We start from the raw sequence: 18,726 nt of genomic DNA on the forward strand, positions 1-18,726 counted from the left end.
AAGTAATAATAGCGCTATTATTCAGATGGTGAAAATGGTGGATAACGCAGGCTCGATGAAACCAACGCGCAAACGCCGCAAGATCCAGCGCGTCACGATGATGGACGTCGCCGCCGCGGCGAAGACCTCGCCGTCGACGGTCTCCCTTTACCTGCGCAAGCCGGACGCGGTTTCCGCGGCCGCAAGCGAAGCCATCGCCAAGGCCATCGATACGCTGAGCTACGTCCCCAACCTCATGGCGGGCGGACTTGCGGCGGCCTCCTCGCGAGCTGTCAGCATCATCGTACCATCCGTCAGAAATGCGTTCTTTGCCGAAACCGTGGCCACCATGCAGACGGAACTCGGCAAGGAGCGATTGCAGGTCCTGCTTGGCCACACCGAATATAGCGAGCGTGAGGAGGAGAACCTCGTTCGCATGGCGCTGTCATGGGCGCCGGCTGCCATTGTCTTGACCGGTCTTTCCCACAGCAATGCGACGAGAAGACTGCTTCGCGAAAGCACCATTCCCGTGGTCGAAATTTGGGAGCTCGGATCAGAGCCGATCGAGATGGCGGTCGGATTTCACCATGAGGATGTCGGTCGCTCGGCAGCCGCCCATCTTGTTCAGCGAAACCGCAAGCACCTGGTCTATCTCGGTGCCCGCTTGCACGAGGACAGGCGAGCCGCCCATCGCGCCGACGGCTTCATGGAGGAGGCCCGAAAGGTCAAAGGCGTGATGGCTGACATCATCCAGCATCCGGCACCTTCCAGTGCGGAGGTCGGGGCCATGCTTCTTGGAGAAACCATTCGCAAGTTTCCGAAGGTCGATGGCATAGCGTGCTCCAACGACCACGTAGCGCTCGGCGTCATATTCGAATGCCAGCGGCTTGGCATAGACATCCCGGGACAGCTGTCCGTGGTCGGCTTCGGAGACCTGAGCTTCAGTGCGGCCTCAAATCCTTCGCTGACCACGATCCGTCCACCCGGTGATCTGATCGGGACCGAGGCGGCGAGACTGATCCTCGAGCGCATTGCATCAGGCGGCGACAGAACGCCGAAGACCATTGATACCCGCTTCACGCTGCTTCATCGTCAGAGCAGCTGAACCGCGTTTTGGACATTGATTTACAAATGGCGCAAACAACAAACGCTCTCTTCTTCCGAGTAGGCCACCGCCTGTGATCACAGCTGCCAGTGCCAGAGGGACATGACTGTAAACAAGTGCGCTGCGCTCGCACCGGGACCGGGCTGGAGGTATAAGCCATGACAAATGCATGCGAAATAAGCTGGTTTTCGGCGCTCTGCGACGACGACTATGAATTTCTCGGCTCTCCTGATCCGCGGTTGCAATCGAGCTTCGAGCATTGCCGTGACATTGTACTGCAGGCCGAGAGCGGCGGCTTCGACAACATCCTGCTTCCATCCGGCTATGCGCTCGGTATCGATACGACCGCCTTTGCCTCAGCCATGGCCGCACTGACACACCGGATCAAACTCCTCATGGCCACCCGAATCGGCGAAAGCTGGCCACCACAACTTGCACGTCAGATTGCTACCATTGACCGCATGAGTGGCGGGCGGCTTTCCGTCAATATCATTTCCAGTGAGATGCCGGGTGAAACCCTTGCCAGCGCCCCTCGCTACGCACGCACCATCGAGGCCATGTCGATCCTGCGCGCACTTCTTAACGGCAAACATGTCGATCATGACGGGACGTTCTGGAAGTTGAAAATCGATCCGCCGCGACTTGCGCCGGTCTCCGGACGCTGTCCGCAATTCTATTTCGGTGGCCTCTCCGAGGATGCGCGCGAGGCAGCCGCGGCTGGAGCCGACATCTACCTGATGTGGCCCGACCGCATGGCCGTTGTCCGCGAAACAATCGCGGATCTGCGCGCGAGGGCAGCGGCGCGCGGTCGCGCGTTGCGCTTCGGTTATCGCGTGCATGTTGTGGTTCGCGAGACAGAAGCGGAGGCACGGCTTGCAGCAGATCGCTTGCTGTCGAAACTCGATGATGCCGTGGGGGCAGCCATCCGCGCGAAGTCGCTGGACAGCCAGTCCGCCGGCGTCAGAAGACAAGCAGAGCTGCGCGAAGAGGCTGGCAAGGAAGGTTATGCGGAAGACAACCTGTGGACAGGGATCGGGCGAGCGCGTTCGGGCTGTGGCGCTGCGATCGTCGGAGATCCCGATCAGGTACTGAAAAAACTGGCGGCCTATCGCGAAGAAGGAATTGAGGCCTTCATTTTCTCCGGCTACCCGCACGCTGCCGAAGCTGATCTTTTCTCACGCTATGTCCTGCCCAGGATAGATCACGGACCACTCTAGGTCACGCATTCATAAACTGCTGGCGGTAGCTGCAAGGTTCTGATTCAAGCTTCTTGAAGGGAGCTGCTGATGGGCCAGCCTTGTCAGACTCGCTTCAGAAAATCTGGATGCGCTTTACGAGTCGGTGAGCTAGAAAGGCCCCTCGGACGCTCGGAGAGGCGTTCAGACAGGAGCCGACCATGATCAAGATGAGCGTCTACTATCCGGCCGATGGCGGCTCGAAGTTCGATCACGACTACTACCGCACTCACCACATGCCACTGATCCAGGAACGGCTCGGCGAAGCCTGCCTGCGCTACGAGATCGACAAGGGCCTTGCGGGTGGCGAACCTGGAAGCGCGCCGGAGTTCGTCGCGGCGTGCCACATCTACTCGCCGACCCTGGGGACATTCCAGGAGGCCTTCGGTCCTCACCGCGCGGAGATCGTCGCGGACGTCGCCAACTATACGGACATCGCGCCCATCGTGCAGATCAGCGAAATCGTTGGAGGGTAGAGGGCTTCGGCGCGTCAGGCGTAGCCGTTGAATTTTCCAAGATCGGCGTAGTGCTGGTGCACCTGATCCATGGTGACGTAGCCGGTGCCGAACCGATCGACGATCGGGAACATGTGGTTGCCGTTGAAGCGAAAACTACCTTGCTCTCGTCAAGCTCGCTTCAGCCAAAATCTGGATGCGCTTTATGAGTCGGTGACCTGGAGATGCACCATGGTTGCGCCCTACCGACCTTGGTCCGTAGGCGCCGGATCGCCTTGTCCTCTAGAACGACAGGTCCAGGGCACGCCCTTCGAACAATCGATCCCTCGACCCTTCAAGATGGGTCTTCATCAGATCACGCGCCTCCTCCGCGCGCCCCTCGGCGATCGCCTTGTAGATCGCGTTGTGCTCCTGGAACACCTGTTCGAGGCCGGGCCTCGGGCCAAGCAGCGACAGTCCGTGCAGATGCATGCCGACAGCGATATGTGCCTTCAGGGCGTCGATCGAGGCCGTGTAGTAGTGATTGTTTGCCGCTTCCGTCACAGAGCGGTGAAAATTGAAATCGGCATCTGTCCGGTGAAGCTGGTGGCTGGTCGCCTCTCGAAGATCGGCGAGCGCGGAAGCGATTTTCTGGATGGCGGCGTCATCGCGCCGCTTTGCTGCGAAATAGGCCGCCGCCGGTTCGATGGTCAGGCGAAACTCGTAGCAGCGCTGGATGTCCGCAATCGTCTTGACCGGCGAATAGGACAGCTGCGTGGTGGGCGAGCCATGCGCACTGACGAAGGTGCCGGCACCCTGGCGCGCATAGACCATCCCCTGATCCCGCAGCTTGGCCAACGCATCACGCACGATCGGGCGCGACACGCCAAGCAAGGAGGCAAGCTCGTGCTCCCCCGGCAGGCGCGAATCCGGCGGGTAGTTTCCGGAGCGGATACGCTCCAGAAGCTGGTCGAAAACGCGATCGACCAGCTTCACCGCCTTGCCGCGTTCCGGCTTGGCTGCTGCCGGGGCTGGTCGCCCGCTCGCCGATGCTCCGTTTGCTTCATCCACGTTCATTCTCCCCGCCGGCATCGTCTCACGCCAGCTGATTCTGCGGTATCACTCTTAGCAAACTATCCGAATTCCCAAAGCCCCCGGACTTGACGGCACAGCGCAAGGCGGCACCATCTGCCGCAATCACGTCGAACCAGGGAACGCCCGCCTCGATCTCACCCTTGGGTCTCAGAACGAAAATTCCCAGTTCCCGGAAAACGGCGAGTGCCGTATCGCCACCGCCGACCATCACCATGTCCGGCCGCGTGTCCTCTATCACCGATTTCACCCCTTGCGCAAAGCGACCTGCAACAGCCGCCCCCTCGCCCGAGATCTCTCCTGTACAATGCAAGAGCACCGGCAACGCCAGGCCTTCGCCGTGTTCTATCGCTCCCATCGGAGCCTCGATGCTCGCGCCCAGCATGCCTGAAGCCTCGAGCCTTGCCATCTGCGCCGCGGTGATCGGGTCGCGGGAGCCGAACGCGAAGACGGTCTTCAGCGTCGCCTCGAACTGTCCCGAGGGCTTGTTCGCCTTGCCGATGCTGCGGGCAAACGCGCTGCCGATGCCACGTGCGCCGACGGCGAGCGTCGTTTTCCAGTCGTGCTCCTTGATCAGTCGGTCGAGATCACTGTCACTCTCGGCATCGACGATGAGAACCGCCTCGCGACGCGGCTTGAAGAGATCAGCGATCGGCAGTGGCTCGTCCACGCCGCGCCCGACGACATGCGCGTTGCGGGTGAAGCGTTCCTGATCGGGAATGGCAGGGGCAAGGACGATCTCCTGGTGACCGAAAACGGCGGCGAGTGCCGCACTTTCCGCGGCCACATTGCCCTTCAGTCGCGAATCGATCTTCTTCAGGACGATTTCAGGTGAGGCGGCAAGAAGTGCGCTGGCCGCAAGGCCGACCCTTCTTGCCGCTTCCTCCTCCGGGAGAGCTCTTGAGGCCGTGTTGACCACGACGACGTCAGCGCCTGATGCCAGCGCCTTGGATATCGCTTCGATCTCGATCGCGACGACGACGGAAAGACCGGCATCGACGAAGGGCGTACCCGTGTCGAGGGCGCCGGTCAGATCGTCGGCGATGATCGCGACCTTCAACGTCATGCGGTCTGGCCCGTATTGACGGCATGGCATGCGACGAGATGGCCGGGTTTGGCTTCCTTCCAATCGGGCACGACCTTGCTGCAGACGTCCATCGCGATCGGGCACCTTGTGTGGAAGCGGCAGCCGCTCGGCGGATTGAGCGGGCTTGGCACGTCGCCCTGCAGGATCTGCCGGGTACGGGTGCGCTCAAGCTCCGGATCAGTCTCGGGCACTGCAGACAGCAGCGCCTTGGTATAGGGATGCAGCGGGTTTTCGAACAGCTCCTCACGGGTCGCAAGCTCCGCCAGGCGACCGAGATACATGACGCCGACGCGCGTGCTGATATGGCGCACGACCGCCAGATCGTGGGCAATGAAAAGATAGGTCAGGCCGTATTTTTCCTGCAGGTCGAGCAGCAGGTTGATGATCTGCGCCTGGATCGATACGTCGAGCGCCGAAATCGCTTCGTCGCAGACGATGAACTTCGGCTGGCATGCCAGTGCCCGGGCGATCACCACGCGCTGGCGCTGACCGCCGGAGAGTTCGTGTGGATAGCGTTGCGCAAAGCGTGTCGGCAGACCGACGTCGGTGAGCAGCGTTGCGATCTTGTCCTTGAGCTCTGCTTTGGTGCAAAGCTTGTGGAACAGGATCGGCTCTCCGATCGCCTCGCCGATCGTCATGCGCGGATTGAGCGTCGAATAGGGATCCTGGAAGACGATCTGCAGGTCGCGGCGGAAGGGCCGCATCTGCTTCTCGTCCAAGGTCGCCAGATCCTGGCCCTTGTAGACGACCTTGCCACTGGTCGCTTTGTAAAGGTTGAGGATGGTGAAGCCGGTGGTCGACTTGCCGCAGCCGGATTCGCCGACAAGGCTCAGCGTTTCGCCTTCCATGATATCAAGATTGACGTTGTCGAGCGCATAGACGGTGGCCTGGCGCTCGCCGAAGGCGCCCAGCTTGACATGGAAATGCTTGACGAGGTTTTCGATCTTCAGCAGCGGTTGGGCACCCATCACGCGGCCTCCTGCATTTTCTGGACGACGAAACAGGCGGTGCGGTGGTTGCCGGCGCCGCTCAACGGCTCCAGCTTCGGCACGCTCTCGTGGCAGATGGCTTCGGCCAGCGGACAGCGCGGCGCAAACGGACATCCCTTCGGGCGGCGGCCGGGTTCGGGCGGCGTACCGCCGATCGAGCTCAGCCGGCTTGCCGGTGCATCCGAGAGCTTCGGGATCGAGGCAAGCAGGCCCCGCGTATAGGGGTGGCTCGGGTGAGCATAGAGTTCATCGACCGGTGCGTCCTCGACCACGGTGCCGGCATAGAGCACTGCCACCCGATCGACGAGACCGGCGATCAGGGCCAGATCGTGGGTGATCCAGACGACCGACATGCCGAGCTTGGCGCGCAGATCCTTCACGAGATCGACGATCTGCGCCTGAATCGTGACGTCGAGTGCCGTCGTCGGCTCGTCGGCGATCAGAAGCTTCGGATTGCACGCAAGACCCATAGCGATCATCACACGCTGGCGCATGCCGCCGGACAGTTCGTGCGGATAGGCCTGCAGGCGCTCTTCCGGGCCGGGAATGCCGACAAGGCGCAACAATTCGACCGCCCGGATGCGTGCCTCGGATTTCTTCATGTTGCGGTGGTAGATCAGCGGCTCGCAGATCTGGTCGCCGACCCGCATCACCGGGTTCAGCGAGGTCATCGGATCCTGGAAGACGAAGCCAATATCGCCGCCGCGCACCTTGCGCAGCTCGCGGTTCGACATCTTCTGCAGATCCTTTCCGTCGAAAATCGCCGTTCCCTTCGTCACCTTGATCTTGTTCGGCAGGAGCCGCATCAGGCTCAGCATCGTCAGGCTCTTGCCGCAGCCGGATTCGCCGACGACCCCAAGCGTTTCGCCCTTGTTGACGTAGAGGTCGATGCCGTCGACCACGACCGCCGGACCATTCCGGCCGTCGATCTCGACCGTCAGGTCGCGAACATCAAGCAGTCGTTCGTTGGATTTGGTGATGGTCATCACTTGTTCCCCCGAGGATTGAGTGCGTCGTTGAGGCCATCACCGAGGAAGCTGAAGGCGACCGAGGCAAGCCCGAGAACCGCTGCCGGGGCAGCAAGCAGGTGGGGATAGTGCTGCCAGACGCGCAGGCCGTCCGAGATCATGTTGCCCCAGCTGGGGGTCGGCGGGTTGACGCCGACGCCGAGGAAGCTGAAGGCGCTTTCCAGGACCATAGCGGTACCGAGGCCGGCGCTGACGGAAACGATCAGCGGGCCGAGTGCGTTCGGAATGACGTAGCGCTTCATGATGATCCAGTTGGAAAGACCGAGCGCCTGGGCCGCCGTGATATAGGGCCGGCCGCGGATCGACAGCACCTGGGCGCGAACGAGACGCGCATAGGGCGGCCAGGAGATCAGCGCCATCGAGCCGAAGACAAGCATGAAGTCGACCCAGATCGTCTGGCGATAGAACGGATTGAGCGTCGCCAGATACTGCGCTTCCATCCATTTCGTGATCGGCGACTTCAAGGACGCGTTGATGACGACGACGAGCAGCAGGTTGGGCACCGACATCGTCATGTCTGTCAGCCACATGATGATGCGGTCGAACGGATTGCCGAAGAAACCCGCAATGGCACCGAGCACGACGCCGATAAGAACCGCAATGACGGTGACGACGACGGCGACCAGAAAGGCAGTGCGGGTGCCGAAGACAACGCGGCTGAAGACATCGCGGCCGAGATCATCGGTCCCGAACAGGTGATGCAGCGAGGGTGCTGCATTTCGGGCCTGAAGGTCCTGGCTCAGATAGTCATAGGGCGTGAGGTAGGGCCCGAATATCGCAGCAAAGGCGAGGATGAGCACGACGATCAGGCCGAAGACGGCGAGCCTGTTGCGCTTCAGGCGATACCAGGCATCGCGCCACAGGCTGACCGGTGCTTCGTCCGGGGTCGCGGTCGGTGAGAGAGGGATGGCGGACATGGTCAGCGGCTCCTTCTTGCATCATTGGCGCGTGGATCAAGCAGCGGATAGAGGACGTCGACCAGAAGGTTCGACAGCATGACTAGGAAGGATCCGATAAGCGTGATCGCCAGAATGACGGGATAGTCAGAGTTGATCAGCGCCTGGACCGTCAGGCGACCGAGACCGGGCAGACCGAAGACCAGTTCGACGAAGATCGCGCCGTTGACGATCGTGATCATGATCAGGCCAAGCTGGGTAACGACGGGCGTCAGCACCGGGCGCAGGATGTGTCGCAGCGCAACGACGATCTCCGGCACGCCCTTGGCCCGGGCCGTGCGGACGAAGTCTTCAGACAGAACCTCGATGACGGCGGCGCGCGTCTGGCGCACGATCAGCGCGATCGGCTGGAAGGAAAGGACAAGAAGCGGCAAAATGATGCGCACGTCGAATACGCCACCCCAGCCGTAAGGCACATTGGCATGCGGCAGGAGCACGATCAGACCGACCATCAGAAGCGGGCCGGCGACATAGGCCGGGATCGCCCAGAGAAACAGCGCCGAGCCGAGAATGGCATAGTCAATGCGGCTGTTCTGGTTCATGGCGGCAATCATGCCGAGCGGAATGGCGACAACAGTCGTCAGGATGATGGAACAGAGCGCAAGCTTGAAGGAGACAGGTGCGGCAGCAGACACCATCGCCCAGACCGAGCGGCCCGAGGTCAGCGAATTGCCAAACTGACCATGCAGCAGGTTCCAGATGTAAAGGCCGAACTGCTCGATGAACGGTTTGTTCAGGCCCGCGCTTTCGCGAATGGCTTCGATACGCTGCGGATTATAGGCGACATCGCCGGGCGCACGCAGAAAGATCAGCTTAATCGGATCGCCGGCGCCGTAGAAGGCCAGCGCGTAAACGGCCAGCATCACGATCAGAACGGACGGAATCCAGATGGCAAACCGGGTTAGCACGTAGCGTAACAAGGTCACCTCCCACCGGTTGGTAGACACGTTTCCGCGTCAACGCGGACATGCGATGTCTTCTTGAAATTTGCGCGAAGGCCTTGCGGTCTTCGCGCGGTTGTCAAAATGCCCAAGGGCTATCTTTGGAACGCTTGACCGGCTCAGCCGATCGAAATGTCCCAGGGCGCCACGACCTGCCAGTCGAGGTTCTTGTCCATACCCTTGACCTCCTTGGTGGCCCAGCGCGACATCGCCTGAGAGTACCACGGAATGAAGGCCCAATCCTCGCGGAATGCCTTCTGGGCTTCCTGCGCGAGCTTGATGCGCTCGGGATCGTCGGCAGCCTTGGTCGCGGCTGCGGCGAGCGCCGCATCCACCTTCTCGTTCTTGTATCCACCGAGCTTGTTCTGCGCGTTCGACGACGTCGAAGCGATGCAGCCAGCAAGGTAGGAAACGGCATCGGGAACGCGCGTGCCGACGTCGTCGCGGAAGATCTGGACCGCGTTCTGGTCGGGACCGGCATAAGCGTCCTGCTGAGGCTTCATGTCGACGGCCGTGATGCCAAGATTCTGGCGCCATTGCTCGGCGATGAACTGGGCTGCCGCCTGGATTGCCGGCGCCGAAATGCCGACGAACAGGATCTTCGGCAGACGGTCCGGGCCACCGTAGGTGGATTCGGCAAGCAGCTTCTTGGCGGCTGCCGGATCGTAGGGATAGGGTTCGAAGCCCGAGTTCTCGGCGCCGGGTACCGAGTTCAGGATCTGGTCGGCCTTCTTGTGCGGACCATCCGGATAGGAGGCCTTGAAGAGACCGTCGCGGTCGATTGCCATGATGAGCGCCTGGCGAACCTTCGGATCGTCCATCGGCGCACGCGTGACGTTGAACCAGAAATGCTGGCTCGTCGGAATGATCGGGCCGGCGGAAAATTCAGGCCCGAGGTCCTGGATGATCGTCGAGGTGACCAATTCGGTGTGAGCATTGAATTCACCCGACTTGATCAACGACGTCGCGGTGACGTTGTCTTCGATCGAGGTGATTTCGATGCGCGCCAGCTTCGGCTTGGGGCCAAAGAAATTCTCGTTCGGCTCGAACACCAGCTTGCCGGCGTCGATATCGAGGCTGGTCAGCTTGAACGGACCGGAAAACACAGCGCCGCTCTCGGGCTTGTACCAGTCGGCGATTTCCTGGCCGTCGCTGCCGCGCGACTGTGCCGCCTTGGTGATCGGAGCGATGTGGTTGGCAAGACGCATGAAGAAGATCGGATCGACGTCCGCCAGCGTGACGACAACGGTACCCTCGTCAGGCGTTGCGACGCCTGCAAGTTCGGTTGCGGAGCCACCGCTGATCTCCTTGTAACCCTGGACCTTGCCGAGCACCTGGTCGGCGCGCTGGCTCTTGGTGTTGGGCATGGACGCCACTTCCCAGGATCCCTTGACGTCGGCCGCGGTGATCTTGCTGCCGTCGGAGAACACGGCCTTGGGGTCAATCTTGAAGGTCCAGACCTTGTTGTCGGGCGATTCCCAGCTGGTGAAGACGTAGGGCTTGATCTTGCCTTCGCTGTCGAAATACATCGGCGAGGCCCACCAGATCGAGTTCCAGCGGAAGGGCACGCCACCGCCGCGCAACGGCGACCAATCCTGGTTGAAGGCCGGGTTGGCAACCTTCAGGACCTGGCCTTCGTCGGCAAGCACGATGCGGGCATTCATCCCGAAAACCGTAAGGCCGACGCCGGCCGCAAGGCCGAGCTTCAGCGCATCGCGGCGCGACATCTGCGTCTTTTGCGCAGCATTCTGTTCATTCCGATCAGTCATCTTTTCCTCCCATGACAATATCCGTGACGCCCTCACCTTCACTCTATCCCGAAGCGCGTCATGTATGCAGCAGACAGTCGCGCGATAATGTAAATATGTCAACAAAAATTAATCTGGCGCCGGCGGTCCTCTGGCATCAAAATATTTTATATATATTTTTCAATGCCTTAAAAAATCGATGCCCGGCTTCCGCCTATTGTCATATTGACAACACGCCTTGCGAGGATGAAGAAAACGGCACCCTGCGGGCCAGACGTCCCGCCCTTGCCGCCCGGTGCGCGGCCTTCATCCGAGGAGGACGACATGAACGATCACAAGATTACTGGCGTATTCAGTGCTGCCGCAACGCCGCTCAACGCCGATGGCAGCCCGGATCTCGGACTGTTTACGGCCCATTGCCGCACGCTTCTTGATGAGGGTTGTCATGGCGTGGCACTTCTCGGCACCACGGGCGAAGCCAATTCCTTCTCGTCGAGCGAGCGCCGCGCCATCCTCGAAGCGGCACTGAAGGCGGGAATTCCGGCCGACGCGCTGCTTCCGGGCACCGGCGTGGTGGCCATTCCTGAAACGGTCGAACTCACCAGGCACGCGCTTTCCCTTGGCGTGACCAAGGTCGTCATGCTGCCGCCGTTCTACTACAAGGGCGTGTCCGATGACGGCCTGTTTGCCGCCTATTCGCAGGTCCTGGAAAAGGTTGCCGATAGTCGCCTGCAGGTCATTCTCTATCATATTCCGCAGGTTTCTGGCGTGCCGCTTTCTGTGCCGCTGATCGGCCGGTTGATCGAATCCTTCCCCGAAACCGTCGTCGGCATCAAGGAATCTGCCGGTTATTTCAATAACATGCAGGCGATCATCGCCGCCTATCCCGGCTTCTCCGTTCTTGCTGGCGCCGACCCACTGCTCTTGCCGCTCTTAAAAGCAGGCGGGGCCGGCTGCATCACGGCCACGTCCAATCTTGTCGCGGGGTCGCTGCGCGCCGTCTACGACCACGTCCATGACGAAGCGCGGACCGCCGACGTCGACGCCGCCCAGGCCAGGATCAATGCCTTCCGTACTCTGTCCAATTCCTATGTGCAGATCCCGACGATCAAGGCGATGGTGGGGCTGAAGACCGGCAACCCGTCGTGGAAGCGCACCCGCGCGCCACTGATGCCGATCAGCGAGGCAGATTATGCCGCGCTCTCCGAGGCCTATGCCAAGCTGTAAGGAGGATGACAATGACCTTCACGGGCTTGCAGCCGGACGCGGTTCCGGCACTGATGACCGGCGAAATTGTCGCCAACAAGAGTGAAAAGGGACGCGAAGACGCCTATCTGCCGTCCCCATGCATCCAGAACCACGCCGCCAACCTTGCCTTTCTGCCGGATGGCACACTCACCTGCGTCTGGTTTGGCGGCACCATGGAGGGGATGGGCGACATCTCGATTTACATGTCGCGCCTCGCGCCTGGCGCCACCGGCTGGTCGCAGGCAGAAAAAATGTCCGACGATCCCGCAAAATCCGAGCAGAACCCATTGATTTTCAAGGCTCCTGACGGAACCGTGTGGCTGCTCTACACGTCCCAGACCTCCGGAAACCAGGATGGTTCTATTGTCAAATACCGGAAATCGGCCGACGGCGGGAAGACATTCGGAGATGTCGGTGTTCTCTGCGATCTTCCCGGTACCTTCGTCCGTCAGCCGATCATCGTGAACGGCAGCGGAGACTGGCTTCTTCCGGTCTTTCGCTGTGTCGGATTGCCCGGGGAACGCTGGACCGGAGATGCAGATACGGCTGGCGTCCTGATCTCCGGCGACCAGGGCAAGACCTGGACGATGACAGACGTGCCGGACAGTCTGGGCGCCGTTCACATGAACATCGTGCCGCTTGCCGGTGACAGTCTCGTCGCCTTCTACCGCAACCGTTTTTCGCAATCCGTATTGTCCAGCCGGTCTTCGGATGGCGGCAGGCACTGGAGCGCGCCAGAGCCGATCGACCTGCCCAACAACAATTCTTCGATCCAGGCAGTCAAGCTAAAAAATGGCGTTATCGCAATGGTTTACAACCATTCCAATGCGCTGACATCCGATGCCAGAAGGCAGTCGCTCTACGACGAAATCGAGGGCGAGGAAGACGTCGAAGCAGCGCCGGTAACGTCGACTACGCGGCAGAAGGCGGTCTGGGGCGTTCCCCGTGCCCCCCTCAGCCTTGCCTTCTCCAGCGATGGCGGCCAAAGCTTCCCGCGCCATGTCGACCTCGACACAGGAGATGGGTTCTGCCTCAGCAACAACTCGAAGGACGCGGTCAATCGCGAATTTTCCTACCCTTCGATCGTCGAAGGGGCCGATGGTGTCGTGCACATCGCCTATACCTATTATCGCCGGGCCATCAAATATGTGCGTCTCTCACAAGCCGCACTCAAGTGACCTGACAGCTTGTCAGTTGTGAATAGTGTGAGGCTGACGCGTCATCTTTTGACAGATTCTCGCGTCGGCCAGCCGATCTGCCGCTTCAGATTTGACAAATAGGCGCTGTGATCCCGGGTCTCCGGTGACAGCCCCTCCCGCGATAGCAGCGATGGCAATTTATCATTGAAAATATACGCAATAACAAAGAACTAGTACCGGAATCCTCACCTTTACCACGTTGCCACGCCGACTGATCGGTATGAATTCTTCGACAAATTCGCTGTGAAAGCTTGCCAAGCCAATCAGCATTGTATAACAACTTTACATCTTGGCGGCAGCATCATATGCCGCACGATCTTGCAGGGAGGAGTGGTCCAGTGGTCAGCTTGGATTCGCCTATCACGATAGTCCGGCCGCATTTGATCGAGTTCGGCGTCGGCACCGCCGATCGGCTCGGAAAGTGGGCGAGCGAAAAAGGCTATGCCCGCATTCTTGTCATCTCCGACGCGTTCAATGCGAAGCGGGTCGATCTCTTGGCGCTCAAGGGCGACGTCACGGTCTTTGCCGACGTGACACCGGAGCCGGATACGGCCAATCTCGACAAGGTTCTTGCCGCGGCCAACGCTGCCGATGCGCAGCTGGTGGTCGGGTTCGGCGGTGGCAGCGCCATGGATCTTGCAAAGCTTGCCGCCGTGCTTGCGGGCTCGTCGCAAACGCTGCATGAGGTTATCGGCCCCAACAAGGTCAATGGCCCCCGTCGCGTCGCGCTGGCGCAGGTGCCGACCACGTCAGGCACCGGCAGCGAAGCCGGTATCCGCGCGCTCGTCACGGATCCGAAGACGATGGCCAAACTGGCTGTCGAAAGCATTCACATGCTCGCCGACATCGCCGTCGTCGATCCCGCACTGACCTTCACCGTTCCGGCCGGCACGACCGCTGCAACGGGTGTCGATGCCATGGCGCACTGTGTCGAGGCCTTCACCAATCGCAAGGCGCACCCGATGATCGACCTCTATGCGATCGAAGGAGCCCGGCTGGTCGGCAAGTACCTGGCGCGAGCGGTGAGTGACGGTTCCGACGCCGAGGCGCGCGCCGGCCTGTCGCTCGCATCTCTCTATGGCGGTTTCTGCCTCGGTCCGGTCAACACCGCGGGCGGCCACGCGCTAGCCTACCCGCTCGGCACGCGCTGGCATGTGGCGCATGGCGCGGCAAACGCGCTGATCTTTCCGCATGTGCTTGCGTTCAACACGCCGTCGGTTCCTGAAAAGACGCGCGCCATCATGGATGCGCTCGGCCGCAAGGCTTCGCAGGATATTCGGTCGGTCTTTGACGCGGCCTATTCCTTCTGCGCCGAGCTCGGCATTGAAATGAAGCTCTCGGGGCTCGGCGTACCGCAAAGCGATCTCGACGCCATGGCCGACGATGCCTTTGCCATCCGGCGCCTGCTCGACAATAATCCGCGCGATCTGTCGCGCGCCGATATCCGCTCGATCTATGAGGCCGCCTACTAGGCGCGTGCCACGCGAAAAGGAATGTGACTGATGGACAGGAATGCGAAAGTCGCCGTGACGCTGGGCGATCCGGCAGGCGTCGGGCCTGAGGTGATCGTCAAGGCGCTGGCAGCCATGCCCGAGGTAGAGCGCCGCGATTTCGTGATCGTCGGCAACACCGAGGCCCTGGAGCGGGCCAATCGTGCCGCTGCCACCGGATTGTCGTTCGCGCCCGTCGATGCTCCCGGCGCTGGCAGGATTGCCGTCGATGAGGTGGACCTTGGTGCACCACTGCCAGAAATCGGCAAGGTCAGCCCGGTGGCTGGCGACGCCTCCGTGCGGTACATCACGCGTGCAGTCGACCTCGCCATGTCCGGCGCGGCCGACGTGATCGTGACCGCACCGATCAACAAGGAAGCGATGAACCTCGCCGGCCATCATTTCGACGGTCATACCGGACTTTTGGCGCATCTGACGGGATCGAAGAGCTCGTTCATGCTGCTCGCCTCCGAGCGGCTGAACACCATCCACGTCTCGACGCATATCTCGCTGAAGGGTGCGATCGAGCGCGCCAAGACAGAGCGCGTGCTGGCCACCATCGAGGCCGGGCACAATCATTTCATGCGGCTCGGCCAGAAGGCGCGCATTGCCGTTGCCGGTCTCAATCCACATTGCGGCGAAAATGGACTGTTTGGCACTGAGGATATGGAATTCCTGGCGCCCGCCGTCGAGCAGGCACAGGCCAAGGGCATCGACGTCGTCGGTCCGATCTCGGCAGATACCGTGTTTGCCCGCGCCTATAACGGCGCATTCGACCTGGTGATCGCGCAGTATCACGACCAGGGCCACATCCCGATCAAGCTCGTGGCCTTCGAGACTGCCGTCAACGTATCGCTTGGTCTGCCGATCGACCGTGTCTCCGTCGACCACGGCACCGCCTTCGACATCGCCGGAACCGGCAAGGCCAATCACGTCAACATGCTGTCTGCCATCGCCTATGCGCGGCTGATGGCTCGATCGCCGCGCCGCCAGGCGGCCTGAGCGCTTCGTCAAGCGCTTCGTCAGGGGAACCTTATCCCTTCGCCATTGTGCGTCGCACCGGCGATGATCTGTGGCTCAATGAGGAGATGCGCGATGGACAAGACAGTTGTCATACTCGGCGGAGACCTCGCACCCGAGGGGCGCACGCTCCTTCAGGCAGCCGGCGTCACAGTCGTGTCAACGCCCCCCTATATCGACCGGCAGGCCGTCATCGAGGTGATGAACGCCAACCGGCCGGATGCCGTGATTGTGCGTCTCATCACTGACATCCTGGGGCCTGAGGAAATGCAGGCCGGAGGGAGGCTTCGCCACATTGCCAAGCACGGTGTCGGCACCAACGACATCGACGTTGCCGCCGCGATCGGTCTTGGAATTGCCGTGTCGATGACGACAGGCAGCAACGGGCATTCCGTTGCCGAGCACGCACTCGCTCTCATCATGGCGCTCGTCAAGGAGCTTCCGAAACAGGATGCGCTGATCCGCGACGGCATCTGGGACAAGGGCCAGTACGGGGGACGAGAGTTGCGCGGCCAGCACCTCGGTCTGGTCGGCTTCGGCTTCATCGGCCAGACGCTTGGTAAAATGGCGGGCGCGATCGGAATGATCGTATCCGCCTTCGACCCCCATACCCCAGACAGCGCATTTTCCGATGTTGTCAGCCGGACCGATGATCTGGACACACTCCTTGCAGGTTCCGACATCGTCAGCCTGCACTGTCCACTGACCCCTGAAACACACAGGCTGATCGATGCCCGCCGCATCCGGCTGATGAAGCCCGGCGCGTTCCTGATCAATACCGCGCGCGGCGAAGTCGTCGACGAGAACGCACTCGTCTTGGCACTGGAGGAAGGCCATCTCGCAGGCGCCGGACTGGACAGCTTCGCGCTCGAGCCGCCTGGTATTGGAAACCCGTTATTTCAGCTCTCCAACACGCTTGTGTCGCCGCATGTGGCAGGCGTCACACTGGATGCCAAGCGGGCGGTTTCCGTGATGTCAGCGCAGAACGTTCTGGCTGCGCTCAGCGGCCAAACCCTCGCGCCGCGGTTCCTTGCGCGCTGACCATGCCACGGTCGACATAACCACGGAGAGATCGATGCCTGACGCCCCTGATATCCGCTATTCGCCTGAAGCGCTGCGCGACTTTGCAATCGCGCTCTTTGTCGCCGCCGGCCTCGAAAGCGAAAAGGCCGCCGCGGTGGCCTACTATCTCGTCGAAGCCGATTTGATGGGCCACACCACACACGGTCTGGCTCTGGCGGGCTGGTATCTTCAGAGCATTGCCGACGGTGTGATGACGCGCGAGGGACGGCCTGTCGTTGTCTCCGATCGCGGTCCATCGGTCGCCTGGCGCGGACAGCGTCTCCCGGGTGCCTGGCTGACGTCCGAAGCCGTCAAACTTGCCTGCGACCGTGCAGCGGTTTACGGGACGGCGACGATTGCAATTGCCGACAGTCATCACATCGGCTGTCTCGCCGCATATCTGCCAATCGCCACAGAGCGTGGTTACATGGTCAGCATCGCATCCTCCAGTCCATCCGGTGCACAGGTTGCGCCCTTTTGCGGACGTAAGGGCGTCTACACGCCCAATCCCGTCGCCCACGGCATTCCGACATCAGGAGATCCGATCCTGATCGATATCAGTGCATCGATCACCACCGTCAACATGGCGCAGCGGCTGATCCGCGAGGGGCGGCAATATGATCACGACTGGCTGCTTGACGAGGACGGCAAGCCGAGCCGCGATCCTCGGGTGATCGAGCGCGGTGGCACGCTGCTGCCAACGGGAGGGGTGGATCACGGGCAAAAGGGCTACGGGATGGCGCTCCATGTCGAGGCGTTCACACAGGGCCTTGCAGGCTACGGGCGCGCGGACGCTCCCAAAGGAACCAATGCGGCCGTGACCGTGCAGGTCTTTGACCCCGATGCATTTGGCGGCCGTGAAGCATTCGCGCGCCAGACCGACTGGCTGGTCGACGCCTGCCATGACAATCCGCCTCGCGAAGGCGTCGAGCGCGTCCGTTTGCCTGGCGAAAATGGCCTGGCGCGCAAGCGTCAGGCGCAGGCCAGTGGTCTCGTGCTGTTTCCCGGCATACTTCAGCCATTGCTGCAGCACGCAGAAAAGCTGGGCGTCGAACCTCCGAAGGCGCTTTGAGGAAAGGCCGCGGGCACTCCATTGATGGCGGGCCGGCGCGATCTTGCATCGCGCAGCCATGAATTGCGCGTGTCCTCATTGCATCGCGGACTGCGGCTGCTAGTTTTGCCGGATGAGCAACACGCGCCTCGATCAAAACCCCGAGCCCGATCGACTGAAGGACCTCAGGAACAGTCTGCGTTGGCTGCAGGGCGGACAGGATGTCCGTTCCCTTCGCCTGCAAGGCGTGCTTGCAGCCGTCGATCTGGCGATCCTGGCCTTCTTCCTGTTCGGCCCCTATCTCAGAGGAAGTTCCTATCTGGTTCTCGACTATACGATCGCCGTCTGGATCGGTCTCGAACTTGTCGCGCAAGCCATCATCGCCGGAGATGCAAAGGCCTTCGCAAAAAGGTTCATGACATGGGTCGATGTTTTCATACTGGCGACTTTGCTGTTTCCGGACCTCCTGTTCAATTTTGCTTTCCTGCGTGCCATCCGTATCTGGGCGATCGGCAACAACATCCTTTTGAAAGAGGGATTGCGCAGGCTGGGTTACAATCAATGGCTCGACGTCGTCCGCGCCTGCCTTAACCTCGTTGTCTTCCTGTTTATCGTCACCGGTTTCGTCTACACGAGCTTCTTCTACAACGAGGAAGGCGCCGAAGGCTTCGTTGATGCGCTCTATTTTACAGTGGCCACTGTGACCACGACAGGGTTTGGCGATATCACACTGCCTGGGATACCGGGAAAGCTGACCTCGATCGTGACAATGATCATCGGCATCTCGCTCTTCGTGCGCCTCGCCCAGGCAGTCGTGCGTCCATACAAGGTACGCTTTGCCTGTCCCCAGTGCGGGCTACAGCGTCACGACGTGGACGCGGTTCACTGCAAGGCGTGCGGACACCTTCTCAACATTCCGGACGAAGGTCGGTGATCCCTGCCGCGGCATAGCGGATCCCTGCCGTCGCAATGCAATCCACTGGATATCCTCGCGCTAACCCCGTATGCGGTAAGCACAAGGGCGACGGCCTCCACATTCCCGTGTAAATTCGCCCGGCGCTG

At 61.1% G+C, this 18,726-nt stretch carries 17 protein-coding genes; 10 read left to right on the forward strand and 7 right to left on the reverse strand.

Features of this window, described 5'->3' with window-relative positions; all coding sequences use genetic code 11:
• The first annotated feature begins 55 nt into the window (after positions 1-55).
• From AC1D2R_RS21155 to AC1D2R_RS21165, 3 genes are all read left to right on the forward strand, one after another.
• Complete coding sequence (locus AC1D2R_RS21155) at positions 56-1,084, forward strand: LacI family DNA-binding transcriptional regulator (RefSeq protein WP_477970134.1); 1,029 nt, start codon at positions 56-58, stop codon at positions 1,082-1,084.
• 158 nt (positions 1,085-1,242) lie between these two features.
• Positions 1,243-2,301 carry an LLM class flavin-dependent oxidoreductase gene (locus AC1D2R_RS21160; RefSeq protein ID WP_477970136.1) on the forward strand — a complete coding sequence of 353 codons (1,059 nt, stop codon included), beginning with the start codon at positions 1,243-1,245 and terminating at the stop codon, positions 2,299-2,301.
• Positions 2,302-2,480: 179 nt separating this feature from the next.
• Positions 2,481-2,795 (forward strand): EthD family reductase, encoded by a 315-nt coding sequence (locus tag AC1D2R_RS21165; RefSeq protein ID WP_477970138.1) that lies wholly within the window; start codon positions 2,481-2,483, stop codon positions 2,793-2,795.
• A 261-nt stretch (positions 2,796-3,056) separates the two neighbouring features.
• Here the strand turns inward: AC1D2R_RS21165 and AC1D2R_RS21170 are convergent, their stop codons facing one another.
• From AC1D2R_RS21170 to AC1D2R_RS21200, 7 genes are all read right to left on the reverse strand, one after another.
• On the reverse strand, positions 3,057-3,824 hold the full coding sequence (locus tag AC1D2R_RS21170) for a FadR/GntR family transcriptional regulator (protein WP_477970140.1): 768 nt from the start codon (positions 3,822-3,824) through the stop codon (positions 3,057-3,059).
• A gap of 25 nt (positions 3,825-3,849) precedes the next feature.
• Entirely contained in the window at positions 3,850-4,911 is a 1,062-nt protein-coding gene (locus AC1D2R_RS21175; RefSeq protein ID WP_477970142.1) for a four-carbon acid sugar kinase family protein, read from the reverse strand.
• Complete coding sequence (locus tag AC1D2R_RS21180; protein WP_477970144.1) at positions 4,908-5,900, reverse strand: ABC transporter ATP-binding protein; 993 nt, start codon at positions 5,898-5,900, stop codon at positions 4,908-4,910. Before AC1D2R_RS21180 ends, AC1D2R_RS21175 begins: the two co-directional genes overlap by 4 nt.
• On the reverse strand, positions 5,900-6,907 hold the full coding sequence (locus AC1D2R_RS21185) for an ABC transporter ATP-binding protein (RefSeq protein WP_477970146.1): 1,008 nt from the start codon (positions 6,905-6,907) through the stop codon (positions 5,900-5,902). The genes AC1D2R_RS21180 and AC1D2R_RS21185 overlap by 1 nt, the downstream gene beginning before the upstream one ends.
• Entirely contained in the window at positions 6,907-7,866 is a 960-nt protein-coding gene (locus AC1D2R_RS21190; protein WP_477970148.1) for an ABC transporter permease, read from the reverse strand. Before AC1D2R_RS21190 ends, AC1D2R_RS21185 begins: the two co-directional genes overlap by 1 nt.
• A 2-nt stretch (positions 7,867-7,868) precedes the next feature.
• The gene (locus tag AC1D2R_RS21195; RefSeq protein WP_477970150.1) at positions 7,869-8,825 is read right to left on the reverse strand and encodes an ABC transporter permease; all 957 of its coding nucleotides are present in this window, start codon (positions 8,823-8,825) and stop codon (positions 7,869-7,871) included.
• A 140-nt stretch (positions 8,826-8,965) separates the two neighbouring features.
• Positions 8,966-10,615: an ABC transporter substrate-binding protein gene (locus AC1D2R_RS21200; protein ID WP_477970152.1), complete on the reverse strand. Its 1,650-nt coding sequence runs from the start codon at positions 10,613-10,615 to the stop codon at positions 8,966-8,968.
• 303 nt (positions 10,616-10,918) lie between these two features.
• Here AC1D2R_RS21200 and AC1D2R_RS21205 point away from each other — a divergent pair, with 303 nt between their 5' ends.
• The 7 genes from AC1D2R_RS21205 (at position 10,919) to AC1D2R_RS21235 (ending at position 18,598) form a co-directional block, all read left to right on the forward strand.
• Positions 10,919-11,821: a dihydrodipicolinate synthase family protein gene (locus tag AC1D2R_RS21205; RefSeq protein WP_477970154.1), complete on the forward strand. Its 903-nt coding sequence runs from the start codon at positions 10,919-10,921 to the stop codon at positions 11,819-11,821.
• A gap of 11 nt (positions 11,822-11,832) precedes the next feature.
• Positions 11,833-13,020: a sialidase family protein gene (locus AC1D2R_RS21210; RefSeq protein WP_477970156.1), complete on the forward strand. Its 1,188-nt coding sequence runs from the start codon at positions 11,833-11,835 to the stop codon at positions 13,018-13,020.
• Between the two features lie 359 nt (positions 13,021-13,379).
• Positions 13,380-14,513 carry an iron-containing alcohol dehydrogenase gene (locus AC1D2R_RS21215; protein WP_477970158.1) on the forward strand — a complete coding sequence of 378 codons (1,134 nt, stop codon included), beginning with the start codon at positions 13,380-13,382 and terminating at the stop codon, positions 14,511-14,513.
• 30 nt (positions 14,514-14,543) lie between these two features.
• Positions 14,544-15,533: a 4-hydroxythreonine-4-phosphate dehydrogenase PdxA gene (gene pdxA / locus AC1D2R_RS21220; RefSeq protein WP_477970160.1), complete on the forward strand. Its 990-nt coding sequence runs from the start codon at positions 14,544-14,546 to the stop codon at positions 15,531-15,533.
• A gap of 93 nt (positions 15,534-15,626) precedes the next feature.
• Positions 15,627-16,592: a hydroxyacid dehydrogenase gene (locus AC1D2R_RS21225; protein ID WP_477970162.1), complete on the forward strand. Its 966-nt coding sequence runs from the start codon at positions 15,627-15,629 to the stop codon at positions 16,590-16,592.
• Positions 16,593-16,626: 34 nt separating this feature from the next.
• Complete coding sequence (locus tag AC1D2R_RS21230) at positions 16,627-17,685, forward strand: Ldh family oxidoreductase (protein WP_477970164.1); 1,059 nt, start codon at positions 16,627-16,629, stop codon at positions 17,683-17,685.
• Between the two features lie 112 nt (positions 17,686-17,797).
• Positions 17,798-18,598 carry a potassium channel family protein gene (locus tag AC1D2R_RS21235; protein ID WP_477970166.1) on the forward strand — a complete coding sequence of 267 codons (801 nt, stop codon included), beginning with the start codon at positions 17,798-17,800 and terminating at the stop codon, positions 18,596-18,598.
• Positions 18,599-18,726: the final 128 nt, after the last annotated feature.

Source organism: Rhizobium sp. P1_C7, assembly GCF_056406295.1.

Bases quoted from the DNA above. Each gene is read 5' to 3' on its own strand.
- AC1D2R_RS21210 (WP_477970156.1), top strand. From the start codon at position 11,833: ATGACCTTCACGGGCTTGCAGCCGGACGCGGTTCCGGCACTGATGACC.
- AC1D2R_RS21165 (WP_477970138.1), top strand. From the start codon at position 2,481: ATGATCAAGATGAGCGTCTACTATCCGGCCGATGGCGGCTCGAAGTTC.
- AC1D2R_RS21185 (WP_477970146.1), bottom strand. From the start codon at position 6,907: ATGACCATCACCAAATCCAACGAACGACTGCTTGATGTTCGCGACCTG.
- AC1D2R_RS21155 (WP_477970134.1), top strand. From the start codon at position 56: ATGAAACCAACGCGCAAACGCCGCAAGATCCAGCGCGTCACGATGATG.
- AC1D2R_RS21230 (WP_477970164.1), top strand. From the start codon at position 16,627: ATGCCTGACGCCCCTGATATCCGCTATTCGCCTGAAGCGCTGCGCGAC.
- pdxA (WP_477970160.1), top strand. From the start codon at position 14,544: ATGGACAGGAATGCGAAAGTCGCCGTGACGCTGGGCGATCCGGCAGGC.
- AC1D2R_RS21190 (WP_477970148.1), bottom strand. From the start codon at position 7,866: ATGTCCGCCATCCCTCTCTCACCGACCGCGACCCCGGACGAAGCACCG.
- AC1D2R_RS21200 (WP_477970152.1), bottom strand. From the start codon at position 10,615: ATGACTGATCGGAATGAACAGAATGCTGCGCAAAAGACGCAGATGTCG.
- AC1D2R_RS21175 (WP_477970142.1), bottom strand. From the start codon at position 4,911: ATGACGTTGAAGGTCGCGATCATCGCCGACGATCTGACCGGCGCCCTC.
- AC1D2R_RS21235 (WP_477970166.1), top strand. From the start codon at position 17,798: ATGAGCAACACGCGCCTCGATCAAAACCCCGAGCCCGATCGACTGAAG.
- AC1D2R_RS21180 (WP_477970144.1), bottom strand. From the start codon at position 5,900: ATGGGTGCCCAACCGCTGCTGAAGATCGAAAACCTCGTCAAGCATTTC.
- AC1D2R_RS21160 (WP_477970136.1), top strand. From the start codon at position 1,243: ATGACAAATGCATGCGAAATAAGCTGGTTTTCGGCGCTCTGCGACGAC.
- AC1D2R_RS21225 (WP_477970162.1), top strand. From the start codon at position 15,627: ATGGACAAGACAGTTGTCATACTCGGCGGAGACCTCGCACCCGAGGGG.
- AC1D2R_RS21205 (WP_477970154.1), top strand. From the start codon at position 10,919: ATGAACGATCACAAGATTACTGGCGTATTCAGTGCTGCCGCAACGCCG.